This window comes from Trichocoleus sp. DQ-A1, assembly GCF_039961955.1.
Lineage (GTDB): Bacteria > Cyanobacteriota > Cyanobacteriia > Cyanobacteriales > FACHB-T130 > FACHB-T130.
In genome coordinates this window covers 13,706-26,594 of record NZ_JAMPKE010000038.1, presented here as the reverse complement: position 1 = coordinate 26,594, position 12,889 = coordinate 13,706, and the positions used below count along the sequence as shown (strand labels likewise).

The following is a 12,889-nucleotide window of genomic DNA, read 5'->3' as shown; positions in this document are numbered from 1 at the left end:
GCTGATAACCAGTGGCTAATAACGAATGACCGAAACCTTATTTCATGCCTATACGCCCATCATCCTGTGGACGGCACTCGGTTTTATACTCTTTAGATTTATCCCTAATTCCTTACCCAGGTTGCTGGGTCGCGGTCTTTATTGGGTTGGGGTGCCGCTACAAATTCTGACGCTGGCTCGTCAGGCAAACTTATCAGAAAATGCTGGAGTAGTTCCGCTAATTGCCATAGGAGCTTTGGCGGTCGGTTTTACTTTTGCATGGCTAAGTTTGCAGGTTTGGAAACGCTTCAGCCGTGAAAATGGCGACAGTAAAAAGTCTTCTTTTCTGCCTTTTTTAGACCGCCCTCGCTACGGAAGTTTCATCCTGTCTGCCATGCTGGGCAATACAGGTTTTGTGGGGTTAGCGATCGCTCCTTCTTTGATTAGCGCTCAAGCTGTGGGTCTAGCCGTCTTCTACAGCGTCACGAATAACATCATTGGTACCTATGGAATTGGTGTCTTTATCGCCAGCTACTTTGGGCGACCCGCAAAGCGAAATCATTGGTGGATTCAACTTCGAGATATCTTGACCGTTCCTGCCTTGTGGACATTTAGTTTCGGATACCTCACTCGCTCGGTTGAACTGCCGACTCTACTAGAATCAGGACTGCAAGCTTCTGTAGGGTTTGTCATTGCTAGCTCCTTTGTGCTAATGGGGATACGGCTCGCTCAGCTGCAAGGATGGAAGAGTTTTCGGGTTGCCTTACTCCCTGCCCTGGTGAAAGTTGTGGTGATGCCAGGACTGGTGGGTATTGCAGCCACCCTAATTGGTTTATCGGGCGATGCCCGCTTGGCAATGGTTCTCATGGCAGGTGTGCCCACTGCCTTTGCAAGTTTGATCCTGGCGGAGGAGTACGATCTCGACCCAGATTTAGCCGCCAGCAGTATTGTCCTAAGTATCGGACTGCTACTGTTGATGATTCCGGTTTGGCTGCTTGTATATGGTTAATCCGAAAACGCCAATACAGGAGTTCTCGTTTCTGCCTCATTAATCTAGCTTTCTTGCCGATTACCAAAAGTTGAGCCTCTGAAGAAAGCGTTCCCAAGGCAGGGGAGCTTAAGAATGAGACCAATCTCTCTTTGCCTCTAATGATTGGGGAAGGATTGGGGCAAGGACAGATTTCAACGATTGCCCCAAAAAAGTGAATGGGTTTCGCTTATTTTGTCAAGATTCTCTGACATTGTATGTCTGCATGGGAACGTTTCCGACAAATTGACAAGTTACGGCGATCCCAATCCGTTTATAATGTCAAAATATCATGACAATTCGATCCCCAAGTCCCTTATAACTTCGTAGATATACCTATAATTGGCTGAAACACCCCTTGACCTAACCCAGTATTTTTCTGCAACATGAAATTAACAAAGCGATCCCGCGATCCCAAAGAAATGCTCTAATCAGCAAATTTCTAAAATCCTGGGCGCTCAGTTAGATTCTCAATCCAGCCAAGAAAGCCAGTCAGTCTTCTTGGCGTCACAAAAGCAGCCCCTATTCAAGACTGACACCGGCTCATTCAAGACCGCAGCTAACCATTGAGACGTTACGGATTTCAGAAAGGGGATAACATGGCACAACTTTCCGAAGTTGAAGAGATGCGAAATAGCATTTTGTGCTGCTTTGCTAGTCAGTCTCTAGAGAAGTAACCTAACTGCCGCCCAAACTACCGGAGACTATTTGTTATGGCAAAAGAACGCCCACCATTGGAAGAGATGACATTAAGGCAACTCCGTAAAGTTGCTAGCGAATGCAGCATCTCTCGATACAGCAGAATGCGTAAAGAGCAACTGCTAACAGCAATTAAAGAAGTTCAACGCACCAAGATTTCTCTCGGTTCAACTCGTATAGTGGAGGCGCAAGAAGAAGTGGAAGCAGCAAAATTTGAACTGGGTCAGGAAGATCGCACAGGTGGAACCCTGGCATCCGTAGATGAAGGTCTAGGGGATCTTCCGGGTGGCTACGGTGAAAGCCGGGTTGTCCTGATGCCTCGCGACCCCCAATGGGCATACACCTACTGGGATATCCCCAACGATCATAAAGAAGATTTGCGCCGTCAGGGAGGACAACAACTAGCGCTGCGACTCTATGATGTCACCGACGTGAATCTAGAATATCAAAGCCCTCACAGCATTCAGGAATATCCTTGCGATGAGCTAGCGCGGGAATGGTATTTGCCGATGCCCGTGAGCGATCGCGACTATGCTGTAGACATCGGCTACCGTTGTGCTGATGGTCGCTGGCTCGTCTTAGCTCGTTCCGCTCCCGTCCGCGTTCCTCCCGTTTATCCTTCAGATTGGATTGAAGACCAATTCATCACCGTTTCTTGGGAAGAAGACCTGCGCGGCAAGACTTTCCTCGAACTGGTTCCCCCTGCCAAGAAAATGGCAATGGCTGGCTACGGTAGTGTAGCAACAGGTGGCAATCCTATTTACGACGAAATCTTCGGCATGGCTCAGACTGTCGAAGCTCAACGGGTAGCCGGTTCGTTGTTTGGCTCCATGCAGCAAGTACCTGGTTCGATGCAGTCAGTGTCCCTTGCCGAACAAGCTCTGAGTTCCTACGTCTTCCCCTCTGGCGTTGGGATGTGGGCAGTTCCTACCGTATCTGGTCTTACCATGTCTGGTGTGGGAATGTCCGGTGCTGGCTTCTCAGGTTCCGGCATCCCAATGCGTCCTCGCCAGTTCTGGTTGGTTGCCGATGCTGAACTCATTGTTTACGGTGCTACCGAGCCAGATGCTACAGTCACAATTGGCGGTCGTCCCATCAAGCTGAATCCAGATGGCACCTTCCGCTTCCAGATGTCCTTCCAGGATGGTCTGATTGACTACCCAATTATGGCAGTGGCGGCTGATGGCGAGCAAACTCGCTCGATTCACATGAAGTTTAACCGCGAAACGCCATCGCGCAATACCAACACCAAAGAAGATGCTGTTGAGGAATGGCTCTCTTGAAAAGATGAAGGATGAGGAATAAATTCCTCCTTCTGTCCTCAATCTTCTGTCTTTTGAAGTTTCCCCCGGCTAAGGCTGGGGGTTTATTATTTGGAAATTATGAAACCTGAAGACATTACCAAAACCCTTACAGAACTATTTGATGCCGCAGCGATTGAAGCAACTGCCCCCGGCTTGTGGCAAGTAGAAACGACTCAGATGCGGCTGTTGGTTCTGCTTTCCGATGACAGTTCTTGGTTGCGAGTTCTCTTACCGATTGCACCCGCTCAAGAAGCACAACCGTTTGTAGAACAGCTGCTAGAAGCCAATTTTGATGACACTCAGGAGACTCGTTACGCCCTGAATCAGGGAGTGCTATGGGGTGTATTTCAGCACAATCTTGAGACTCTAAATGTAGAGGATTTTTCAGGAGCGATCGCGCGACTGATTTCTCTGCATCAGACAGGTTTATCTGACTGCTTTAATCAGCTAGTTGAAAGTCGAATTAGTCAAATTATCCTTGCTGCCAAGCAGCAAGGACAATCCCTCGAAGCCACACTCCAAACCCTCGATCGATTCTACGAAGAAGGTCTCATGGGCGATTTGGATCTGCCTCCAGAGGCTCGTGAAGAAGTGCTGGCAGCATGGCGGCGTCAGTTAGAACGCCTCTGGACTGAAATCGAACCGTAGCTTCTTGTCACCCTCTAAGTCTCATGGACATCATTCAAATCCTCAAAGACGACTACCAAAGATTTCCAGAAAACCAAACCTACAGCATCTATGCAGAAGACGTTTTTTTCAAAGATCCGCTGAACAAGTTTAATGGTCTTGAGCGTTACAAACTCATGATTGGCTTTATCAAAACCTGGTTTATGAACGTCAGGATGGATTTACATGACATTCGCAAATCCGGAGATACAATCCAACTTGAGTGGACTTTGAGCTGGAATACCCCTCTGCCGTGGAAACCTCGTATCGCCATCCCAGGCTGGAGCGAGTTAAAACTCAACACTGATGGAATGATTGCTTCCCATATCGACTACTGGAAATGTTCGCGTTTTGATGTGTTGAAACAACATTTGTTACCCTTAAAACAGGGAAAAAATAATAAGTAACGTAAACAATTCTCAGATAGGAAAAAAGCATTCATGCGCGTAATTTTGATGACCGGCAAGGGTGGCGTTGGCAAAACTTCTGTAGCCGCCGCTACTGGCTTGCGTTGTGCCGAACTCGGTTACAAAACCCTTGTTTTAAGTACCGATCCCGCTCACTCTCTCGCCGACAGTTTTGATTTGGAACTAGGGCACGATCCGCGACAGGTTCGCCCGAACTTGTGGGGTGCTGAATTAGACGCTCTGATGGAATTAGAAGGCAACTGGGGCGCAGTTAAGCGTTATATTACCCAAGTTTTGCAGGCAAGAGGCTTGGAAGGCGTACAAGCGGAAGAATTAGCAATTCTACCCGGCATGGATGAAATTTTCGGTTTGGTACGCATGAAGCGCCACTACGATGAAGGCGAGTTTGACGTTTTAATTATTGACTCAGCTCCTACGGGGACGGCTCTAAGATTGCTCAGCTTGCCGGAAGTCGGCGGTTGGTATATGAGACGTTTTTACAAGCCGTTACAGGGCATATCAGTAGCGCTCAGACCTCTAGTTGAACCGATCTTCAGACCAATTGCCGGTTTTTCCTTGCCCGATAAAGAGGTAATGGACGCTCCCTTTGAATTCTACGAGCAGATTGAAGCTTTAGAAAAAGTATTGAGTGACAATACTCAGACTTCGGTGCGCCTCGTCACCAATCCCGAAAAAATGGTGATTAAAGAGTCTCTCCGCGCCCATGCTTATTTGAGTTTATACAATGTTGCTACGGATTTAGTGGTGGCAAATCGGATTATCCCCGATCAAGTGACCGACCCTTTCTTTCAACGTTGGAAAGAAAGCCAGCAGCAATATCGGCAGGAAATTCACGAAAACTTCCATCCCTTACCAGTCAAGGAAGTTCCGCTTTACTCAGAAGAAATGTGCGGGTTAGAGGCTTTAGAACGGTTAAAGGAAACGCTCTATAAAGATGAAGATCCCACTCAGGTGTATTACAAGGAAACCACTCTGAGGGTTGTGCAAGACCAAAATAACTACAGCTTAGAACTTTACTTGCCCGGTATTGCCAAAGATAATATCCAACTAAGTAAAACCGGCGATGAATTAAACATTACGATAGGCAATCACCGCCGCAATTTGGTATTACCGCAAGCCTTGGCAGCCCTGCAACCGGCTGGAGCAAAGATGGAGGATGATTATCTTAAAATCCGGTTTAGCACTCCGGTTCAGGTGTAGCCAGTTAATTTGGGTAGATATTAAGGCAGAATTTAGATGCGTAGGGGCGTGTTTATACCATGCCCCTACGGATGGAATTAGCAACTCACAAATCCACGCCCCTACGGATGGAATTGGCGGTTAACCAATCCATGTCTTTAAGTGCGGATTAGCGCAAACCCAGCCAGGTAAAAAAATCCTGATGGGTGAAAAATTCCAGCACCAATAAAGCAACAAACCCTACCATTGCGAATCGTCCGTTGATTTGCTCGGAGTAGAGCGTCCAGCCGAAAGCAGGCTCTGGTTGGTTGTAATTTTCTGCGGGTGTTTCTACGGGTGATTGTTCTGGGGAAGTTGTTTCAGGATTCATTGTTTTTACTTCAATCGTGATTCAATATGATTAAGACTCAAGGCTTTGGACAGATTCAATGAGCGATCGCACTACCTCAGCCCCAGCAGACGGCTCAAACCCCAAAGGAAACTTACCGCGAGCCAGCATTCTTAATCCGAGTGGCCCCAGGCTAATCATCCCCTTGATGTCTCTAAAAGAATTTCCCACGACTTGTAAACCAAACCGACGTTCATCAATCCAACCACCTTCCTTCACTAGATCAATTAATACTTTCCGGTGACGGATCGAACGACTGGCTTGATCGTCCTTGCGGTCGAGAATTTGCTGTTTAATTTTGCCGATTTGATCCATTGGTGCCACATCCATCGGACAAACCGTATTACACATAAAACAGCGGGTACAACCCCAGACGCCTTTGGTGCCTTCGTTGTAATTTTCCAAACGGGATTCTATTTCGGCGTCACGAGAATCCGCTACCATTCGATAAGCCTTTGCAAGGGCGTGAGGTCCTACAAAATCCGAATTGACCTCACGGGCGTTGCATTCAGAATAGCAGGCACCACACAATATACAATTGCCTGTTTGATTAAGGCGATCGCGTTCTTCGGGTGTCTGTAAAAACTCTCGTTCCGGTATAGGATTTGCCCCCGTACTCACATAGGGTTCAACTACTTCAAGATGATCCCAAAAACTACGCATATCCACTACCAAATCTTTAATGACCGGCATATTGCCCATTGGTGCAATAGTAATTTCTGGGATGGCATCTAAAGGTTTTTGCGGGGCATCTGAAAGGGTAGCACTCGCTGCTATCTGTTGCAGCCTTTGCACTTCACTGCCAATATTTTCCTTACACGCCAAAGCGGAACGACCGTTGATTCGCATTCCACAACTGCCGCAAATTGTGTTGCGACAATTCTTGCGAAAAGCTAAACTTCCATCCTGCTCCCACTTAATAAGATTTAGGCAGTCCAGAATTGTGTTACCAGGATCGACATCCAACGTATAAGTCTGTACTACAGGAGAGGAATTTTGCTCCTGCCGGATGACCTTAAAAAGGACTTGCATGCTTCAAAGCTCTTCATTGCTCTTAACTTCTAGTCTAAAGCTGAATTTACGATCTGTAGACAAATAGGAGCTTTGTTTGGCATGACTAGACTAAGGGGTGTAGCTGATTTTTAGATGCTGAAGGCTTGAAGGATAAAACAGACAGCTCTCCTGTCTTCCCCTCCAAAAGATAGATTTTCAGAAGTAAATACTTTACACTTTATACTTTAAACTTTACAAAATCTCTAGTCTCTAGTCTCTAGTCTGTCCTTTAACGATCTGCTATCTGGTAGTAAGAACCTCAACTTTTACCCAATTACGCAATTTTGCTGCAATCTAAGAATTTGGAGGATGCTCTTGTAAATATCCTTGTGAAAGTTGAGTGATTTAACGATATATTTTTTTAGTCAGCCAAATATTGGCATTAGACACTCTTTACTATACTGTAGATTGAAGTGTATTTTGCATATAGCGATGAGTGAAACCGCAACAGCTCCATTGACAGGGAAAGCACTGCTTCAAAAAGTAAAAGAGCTTTCACACTTACCACGGCGAGAAACAGCAAAACGCTGTGGCTATTACACCGTAACAAAGAACAACCAGACTCGCGTCAACTTAACAGACTTTTATGACGCAGTTTTAGGCGCGAAAGGTGTTCCCCTCGATCCAGAAGGAACAAAAGATGGTCGGGGTCGCGAACCAACCTATCGTGTAAGCGTACACAAAAATGGTCAAATTGTTATTGGTGCAACTTACACTGAGGCAATGGGATTAAAGCCTGGTGATGAGTTTGAAATTAAGCTGGGTTACAAGCATATTCACCTAATTCAGGTGGATGGCGGAAGTAAGACTGGAGACGATACCAGTGATGAAAGCGAAAGTGAGGAGGCGACTGCATCATAAGCGGTAATGCTTTCTGATATGGCGTTGCTTCTAACAAATTTATCGGGAAATTTGAAAGAACCAACTGCCTCTCCTTTCAAGGGAGCATCCTAGGGAAAGCAAATACATCTTTTGTGGACTAGACATAAAAGCTGCGGGGGTTCATGCTTACCCCCAGCGGTAAATAAGGCAGTTTTTTCCCAAACTTGAGGTGTTACGCTTGAGCCAATGAAAGCTGTCTTTAACAATGCCTATTTTTGATCGAGCCGATTGGTGGCTGGTATCACTTCCACGAACTCCTGCTGTGTTGAAGGCGATCGCTTTCTTCATTGTCTGGCTAGTTCTTTGGTTGCCAGTTGCGATTCCTTTGGCAGCAGTGCTAAAATGGCGACCCTTTCACCCCTTGGCTGTAGAGCAAAAGCTCCCTTTATTAGCTTCGCTCTATTTAATTGCCCCTGCGATCGTCTGGGGTGCCGCTTGGGTGGAGGGGGCTTTTTTTTCAGATTATGGGTTGGGCTGGAAAGCTTCAATATTCATTTCACTAGGACAAGGCTTCGCTTTAGGGGTGCTAAGTCTGTTAGTGGTGTTTGGCATCCAAAAAGCGTTGGGCTGGATCGAGTGGCGATCTCAAGAGAATCCCCTCCCTGAAGATACACAGAACCCACCGCAAAATCTGTGGTCGGTAGTCGGATCTGTCTTACTCCCAACATTGTTATTGGGATTATTGATTAGTGGAATTGAAGAGTTAATTTTTCGGGGATTTCTGCTTACGGAACTCCAGCAAGATTATTCAACTTGGGTAGCGGCGGCAGTTTCTAGCTTAATTTTTGCGCTGCTTCATTTGGTTTGGGAACAGCAGGAAACATTGCCTCAGCTACCGGGATTATGGCTGATGGGGATGGTATTAGTGCTGGCTCGTGTCTGTGATGATGGGAATCTAGGCTTGGCATGGGGACTTCATGCAGGATGGATTTGGGCGATCGCAAGTTTGGATACGACGAGAGTGATTCGCTACACTGGCATGGTTCCGGCTTGGGTAACTGGTTTGGGAGAAAAGCCTCTTGCGGGTGGTGCGGGGATTTTTTGTCTGCTGGGAACTGGGATTTTAATCTGGCAAATTTATCTTTAAAATGAGCATCTTTAAAATCAGCGATTTGCTGCCAGAATCGTGACGGGATTCAGCGGGGAAAACCGAGTCAGCGATCCCACCGGCACAGAACGCGATAACTGCACTTGCAACAACTGATAATCCCATTGCTGACGCGATAACCAGCCCAAAGTCTCATTCAGGTGTTCCAGCGTGGCGAGTGCCAGTACCAAGCGCCCTGAAGCAGTTAAATGCGAATTACAGGTATCGAGAATTTCAGTTAAATTACCGCCGCTACCGCCAATAAAGATGCGGTTAGGTGCCGGGAGGCTGTACAAAGCTTCTGGGGCGCTGCCATGAATAGGAATCACATTTTCTACTTGGAAGCGATCGCAGTTCTGCTGAATTAACATCGTGCCAGCAGCCGTTTTCTCAATCGCATAGACGCGAGAAGTGGGGAATAAACGGGCAATCTCAATCGAAACTGAGCCAGTACCTGCCCCAATATCCCAAATAATTTGTCCCGGCTGTAGCGCCAGTTCTCCCAGTACAAGAACCCGCACTTCCCGCTTCGTCATCAAGCCAGGGCGATCGCTAAAACTCAAGAAACTCCCATCCGGGACTCCCAGCATCGGCAGGGCATCCAGATTCGGTAGGAATGCGTCCCCACTCCTGCTCGCTGAATCAGACGGACGTAGCAAGACAACGACATTCAAAGAAGCAAAATCTTGCTCTTGTAGAGCCGTAATTAATTGTCTCCCGGCACAGGGAAAAGACCGAACTCGCTCATCAGCACCACCTAAATTTTCACAAACCCAGAACTGATAAGTGCTGGGTAAATCTAAAGCGAGTAACAGACCAGCGATCGCTTCCGGCGTATTTTGAGTATCGGTTAATACAGCAATCTTCTCAATGCCCTGTTGCAGCGCTTGGGTTAACTCATCCAGCGATCGCCCGTGGGCGCTGATGACACGCGCATCCTGCCAGGGAACCTTAATCCGGTTAAAAGCCAGCTGAACCGAACTCAGATGCGGATGAAACGTTAATTCTGCTGAGGGTAGTTGTGCCACCAACAGCCGTCCTAGTCCAAAAAAGAGGGGATCGCCACTCACCAATACGACAATGCCGCCAGAACCCGCAGACAGGCGATCGCGAATTTCCTCAACTACCTTTGTCAAGTCACCCAGAATCAGACGTTGGGCTGAGGAATTGGGAAAGTAAGAGAGATGGCGATCGCTCCCAATTAACAGCGTCGCTTGCTCTACAATCTCCCGCACGCCATGACTCAGCCCATCTGCACCATCCAAGCCAATTCCAACAACGTGTACCAGTGTCATGAATAGCGGCTGAATGCACGGGACGACGGGAAGTCGCTGCGATACCGACTCAACGCAAATCGATTTTTCGTGACCCTAAATAGGCAGCGAATCCCTAACATTCCTCTGCCTCCCAAGCCAATAGGAGTAAAGCATTCACAATCGCGGCGGTAATCGGTGAACCGCCCTTGCGCCCCTCAATCCGAATTTGGGGTACGGGCGTCTTTTCTAGTACCGCTTTAGACTCTACGACGGAGATAAATCCAACGGGTGCGCCAATCACTAAAGCCGGTTGAATGGGTGCCGAGGGTAACTCTGCACACAAAGCCAGCAGAGCAGTGGGAGCATTACCAATCGCATAAATTGCCTCTGGAAATTCTTGCCAACATTTTAGTAAGCCGGTTTCCGTGCGCGTCTTGCCAGGGAGAGCAATGCTTGCTTGTTCCACAGCGGCAACCAGGGGATTGTTAAAGGTTTGCGCCACCATTCCCGCCACTCCCTGTTTGACCATGCCAACGTCTGTAACAATCGGCACACGACGCCGCAAGGCAGCGATCGCGCTTTCAATCGCCCCCTCACTAAATCGAATTAATTGGGCAAATTCAAAATCAGCGGTGCTGTGGATGGCTCGACGTACAATTGCGTACTCGGAGGGGCTAAAGCGGTGTTCGCCAATTTCTCGATCGATGAGAGCAAAACTTTGCTGGAGGATGGGATGAATGGGTAAGCTCATAAATCAGGAGTCAGCTAATAGCGATTTGTAAGCCGCTATTAGCCGATTGTTTTTAAAAAGTTAAAACGGGCCAATCAGGTTCCCGATAATACCGGGTCATATCGTCAAATTTTCGCAATTGCGCTTGGTGTGTCCAAATTTCTGGAGAATTTTCCAACCATTGGTTGTTAATTTGAGAAAGTTTTTCACACAAGCGAGCGCGGTTCAAATCTGGTGAAATATCGCCAAAATAGCCCAGCGTCACATGGGCAGTAAAACGATATTGCTGTTCAATCCCCAACTCTATCAAACTCCGACTTTGATAGATAAACCGGCGAAACTTCAACATTCGCTCGTAAGTGCCTTCGTCTTTGGGGACTAAACAAACCGCGACTGCACGGGGCATTACCATCAACCCCAGCAACTGCCAAAGCATCGGATTGCCGCCAGTGAGAGATGGCTGGGACTGCTCGAAAATTTGAGCAATGCGATCGCGCAGTTGTTCTTCAAACTCCGGATTCTCACTCGTGGTGTGCCGATAAGCACTGTCCCAAATCAAATCTGCTAAGGTCACATGAAAACTCTCAGCAGGGACTGGCACAATAAAACCAGGATCTAGCTGCTGTAGGAGTTGCTCTTGGCACGCTTTCAAGCTTTCGTAAAACGTCGCATTCTCGGATTCTTCTCCCGCAGGTGGCGTGATCGCCGAATAGCCAGGGAAAGGCACGGCTTGTCTTGTCCCTGACGGGGAGGGCTTAAACTTCGGAGACTCCTGTATATGCTGTACTTGGGACTCGTAGGTTGCAGGTAGTGTTAGCCGTGCTACCCGATTTAAATAAGTGTGATAAGTCTCGTCCAATCTTAATAGCCTCGTACTTTTCAGAGATGCTTTAATGCCAATTTACCTCTACTGGGGTGAGGATGATTTTGCCCTGGAAAAAGCTGTTGACTCCCTGCGCGATCGCATTCTCGACCCCCAATGGGCTAACTTTAACTATGACAAAATTTCTCAAGCGCTACCCGATGCGGTCATCACTGCTTTAAACCAAGCAATGACACCACCCTTTGGCAGCGCCTACCGTTTGGTATGGTTGGTTGATACTACTATATGCCTGCACTGTTCGGAAGATCTGCTGGCTGAACTGGAACGTACGATACCGGCGATTCCTGAGTCTTCAGTATTTTTGCTAACGACTCGCTCTAAACCCGATGGGCGTCTCCGGTCTACAAAGCTGCTGCAAAACCATGCTGATATTCGAGAATTTTCGCTCATCCCGCCCTGGAAAACTGAAGAACTGCTAAAAAAGGTGCGTCAGGTTGCCCAGCAAGTCGGTGTAAAACTAACCCCCGCAGCTGCCGAACTGTTAGCCCAATCTGTGGGAAATGATACCAGACAACTTTGGAACGAACTGGAAAAGTTGCAGGTTTACGCCGGTATCCCGAAGCCTCTTCCCACCGCTTCTGACCAGGCAGGCGTATCCCAAGACGCGATCGCCCTCGAAGTCGTTGCTACCCTAGTAACCTCTAACACCCAAAACAGCTTGCAGCTCGCATCGGCGATCGCCAAGGGGAATACCGCCCACGCCTGTTCGCTGGTTGCCGACTTAATCGGTCATAACGAACCCGCTTTGCGGATTGTCGCCACCCTCATCGGTCAATTTCGTACCTGGTTGTGGGTGAAACTGATGGTAGAGAGCGGTGAGCGAGATGAACGGGCGATCGCCACTGCGGCAGAAATCGGCAACCCCAAACGAATTTACTTTCTGCGCCAAGAAGTCAAAGACTTCTCTGTGCGTCAACTCACCTTAACCTTACCCTTACTCCTGGAATTGGAAGTCGCCCTCAAGCGAGGAGCTGACCCCATTTCAACGTTACAAATGAAAGTTATCGAACTGTGTCAATTGTATCAATGAAGGCATAAACACGTAGAGAGAATTCTTTCCTCCCTCCCTTTACACCTAGAGGTAGGGAGGAAAGCGCTACCTATACCACCCAATCGTTACAGCTTTGGTAACACCCCGCTTTTTATGCGAAAGTGTGGTAAAATCCTCACACTCATAATATCCGTAGTTAGTTGTAGATTACTACTCGATCCTTACTCCGTAGGGAGAAGGCTTCTGTTTTCTGAGGTACCAACACGAGATGTAAATCTACGAATGCCCATCTCTAGCTGGAACTTCTCACCCTTAAAACAGTTCAGAAAAAGTAATC

13 protein-coding genes are annotated in these 12,889 nt (G+C 47.6%); 8 read left to right on the top strand and 5 right to left on the bottom strand.

Annotated elements, in window-relative coordinates; all coding sequences use genetic code 11:
* Positions 1-25 precede the first annotated feature (25 nt).
* The 5 genes from NDI33_RS23795 to NDI33_RS23775 all read left to right on the top strand — a co-directional run bounded on the left by NDI33_RS23795 (position 26) and on the right by NDI33_RS23775 (position 5,303).
* Positions 26-988, top strand: a complete 963-nt coding sequence (locus NDI33_RS23795) for an AEC family transporter (RefSeq protein WP_190410197.1) — start codon at positions 26-28, stop codon at positions 986-988.
* Between the two features lie 731 nt (positions 989-1,719).
* On the top strand, positions 1,720-2,988 hold the full coding sequence (locus NDI33_RS23790; protein WP_190410198.1) for a DUF4912 domain-containing protein: 1,269 nt from the start codon (positions 1,720-1,722) through the stop codon (positions 2,986-2,988).
* Between the two features lie 99 nt (positions 2,989-3,087).
* A complete protein-coding gene (locus NDI33_RS23785; RefSeq protein WP_190410199.1) occupies positions 3,088-3,657 on the top strand; it encodes a hypothetical protein in 570 nt (189 codons plus the stop codon).
* 23 nt (positions 3,658-3,680) lie between these two features.
* Complete coding sequence (locus tag NDI33_RS23780) at positions 3,681-4,082, top strand: DUF2358 domain-containing protein (RefSeq protein WP_190410200.1); 402 nt, start codon at positions 3,681-3,683, stop codon at positions 4,080-4,082.
* Positions 4,083-4,115: 33 nt separating this feature from the next.
* Positions 4,116-5,303, top strand: a complete 1,188-nt coding sequence (locus tag NDI33_RS23775; RefSeq protein ID WP_190426895.1) for a TRC40/GET3/ArsA family transport-energizing ATPase — start codon at positions 4,116-4,118, stop codon at positions 5,301-5,303.
* A gap of 148 nt (positions 5,304-5,451) precedes the next feature.
* Here the strand turns inward: NDI33_RS23775 and NDI33_RS23770 are convergent, their stop codons facing one another.
* A complete protein-coding gene (locus NDI33_RS23770) occupies positions 5,452-5,652 on the bottom strand; it encodes a chlorophyll a/b-binding protein (RefSeq protein WP_190672816.1) in 201 nt (66 codons plus the stop codon).
* Positions 5,653-5,682: 30 nt separating this feature from the next.
* Entirely contained in the window at positions 5,683-6,702 is a 1,020-nt protein-coding gene (locus tag NDI33_RS23765; RefSeq protein WP_190410203.1) for a succinate dehydrogenase/fumarate reductase iron-sulfur subunit, read from the bottom strand.
* Positions 6,703-7,155: 453 nt separating this feature from the next.
* On the opposite strand from NDI33_RS23765, the gene NDI33_RS23760 reads away from it, so the two are divergent.
* Together NDI33_RS23760 and NDI33_RS23755 are read left to right on the top strand one after the other, a co-directional pair.
* The gene (locus NDI33_RS23760) at positions 7,156-7,584 is read left to right on the top strand and encodes an AbrB family transcriptional regulator (RefSeq protein ID WP_190524196.1); all 429 of its coding nucleotides are present in this window, start codon (positions 7,156-7,158) and stop codon (positions 7,582-7,584) included.
* Between the two features lie 226 nt (positions 7,585-7,810).
* Positions 7,811-8,692 carry a type II CAAX endopeptidase family protein gene (locus tag NDI33_RS23755; protein WP_190672814.1) on the top strand — a complete coding sequence of 294 codons (882 nt, stop codon included), beginning with the start codon at positions 7,811-7,813 and terminating at the stop codon, positions 8,690-8,692.
* A gap of 17 nt (positions 8,693-8,709) precedes the next feature.
* Here NDI33_RS23755 and cbiE read toward each other — a convergent pair whose 3' ends face one another.
* The 3 genes from cbiE to NDI33_RS23740 form a co-directional block, all read right to left on the bottom strand.
* On the bottom strand, positions 8,710-9,987 hold the full coding sequence (gene cbiE / locus NDI33_RS23750; protein WP_190672811.1) for a precorrin-6y C5,15-methyltransferase (decarboxylating) subunit CbiE: 1,278 nt from the start codon (positions 9,985-9,987) through the stop codon (positions 8,710-8,712).
* Positions 9,988-10,081: 94 nt separating this feature from the next.
* Positions 10,082-10,699 carry a cobalt-precorrin-8X methylmutase gene (locus tag NDI33_RS23745; RefSeq protein ID WP_190672808.1) on the bottom strand — a complete coding sequence of 206 codons (618 nt, stop codon included), beginning with the start codon at positions 10,697-10,699 and terminating at the stop codon, positions 10,082-10,084.
* Positions 10,700-10,751: 52 nt separating this feature from the next.
* A complete protein-coding gene (locus tag NDI33_RS23740; RefSeq protein WP_190410208.1) occupies positions 10,752-11,537 on the bottom strand; it encodes a DUF1868 domain-containing protein in 786 nt (261 codons plus the stop codon).
* A 34-nt stretch (positions 11,538-11,571) separates the two neighbouring features.
* Here NDI33_RS23740 and holA point away from each other — a divergent pair, with 34 nt between their 5' ends.
* Positions 11,572-12,591, top strand: coding sequence for a DNA polymerase III subunit delta (gene holA, locus NDI33_RS23735; protein ID WP_190672807.1), 1,020 nt, complete (start codon positions 11,572-11,574; stop codon positions 12,589-12,591).
* The last annotated feature ends 298 nt before the right edge of the window (positions 12,592-12,889 follow it).

Bases quoted from the DNA above. Each gene is read 5' to 3' on its own strand.
- NDI33_RS23770 (WP_190672816.1), bottom strand. From the start codon at position 5,652: ATGAATCCTGAAACAACTTCCCCAGAACAATCACCCGTAGAAACACCC.
- NDI33_RS23785 (WP_190410199.1), top strand. From the start codon at position 3,088: ATGAAACCTGAAGACATTACCAAAACCCTTACAGAACTATTTGATGCC.
- cbiE (WP_190672811.1), bottom strand. From the start codon at position 9,987: ATGACACTGGTACACGTTGTTGGAATTGGCTTGGATGGTGCAGATGGG.
- NDI33_RS23755 (WP_190672814.1), top strand. From the start codon at position 7,811: ATGCCTATTTTTGATCGAGCCGATTGGTGGCTGGTATCACTTCCACGA.
- NDI33_RS23795 (WP_190410197.1), top strand. From the start codon at position 26: ATGACCGAAACCTTATTTCATGCCTATACGCCCATCATCCTGTGGACG.
- NDI33_RS23790 (WP_190410198.1), top strand. From the start codon at position 1,720: ATGGCAAAAGAACGCCCACCATTGGAAGAGATGACATTAAGGCAACTC.
- NDI33_RS23775 (WP_190426895.1), top strand. From the start codon at position 4,116: ATGCGCGTAATTTTGATGACCGGCAAGGGTGGCGTTGGCAAAACTTCT.
- NDI33_RS23745 (WP_190672808.1), bottom strand. From the start codon at position 10,699: ATGAGCTTACCCATTCATCCCATCCTCCAGCAAAGTTTTGCTCTCATC.
- NDI33_RS23760 (WP_190524196.1), top strand. From the start codon at position 7,156: ATGAGTGAAACCGCAACAGCTCCATTGACAGGGAAAGCACTGCTTCAA.
- NDI33_RS23780 (WP_190410200.1), top strand. From the start codon at position 3,681: ATGGACATCATTCAAATCCTCAAAGACGACTACCAAAGATTTCCAGAA.
- NDI33_RS23765 (WP_190410203.1), bottom strand. From the start codon at position 6,702: ATGCAAGTCCTTTTTAAGGTCATCCGGCAGGAGCAAAATTCCTCTCCT.
- holA (WP_190672807.1), top strand. From the start codon at position 11,572: ATGCCAATTTACCTCTACTGGGGTGAGGATGATTTTGCCCTGGAAAAA.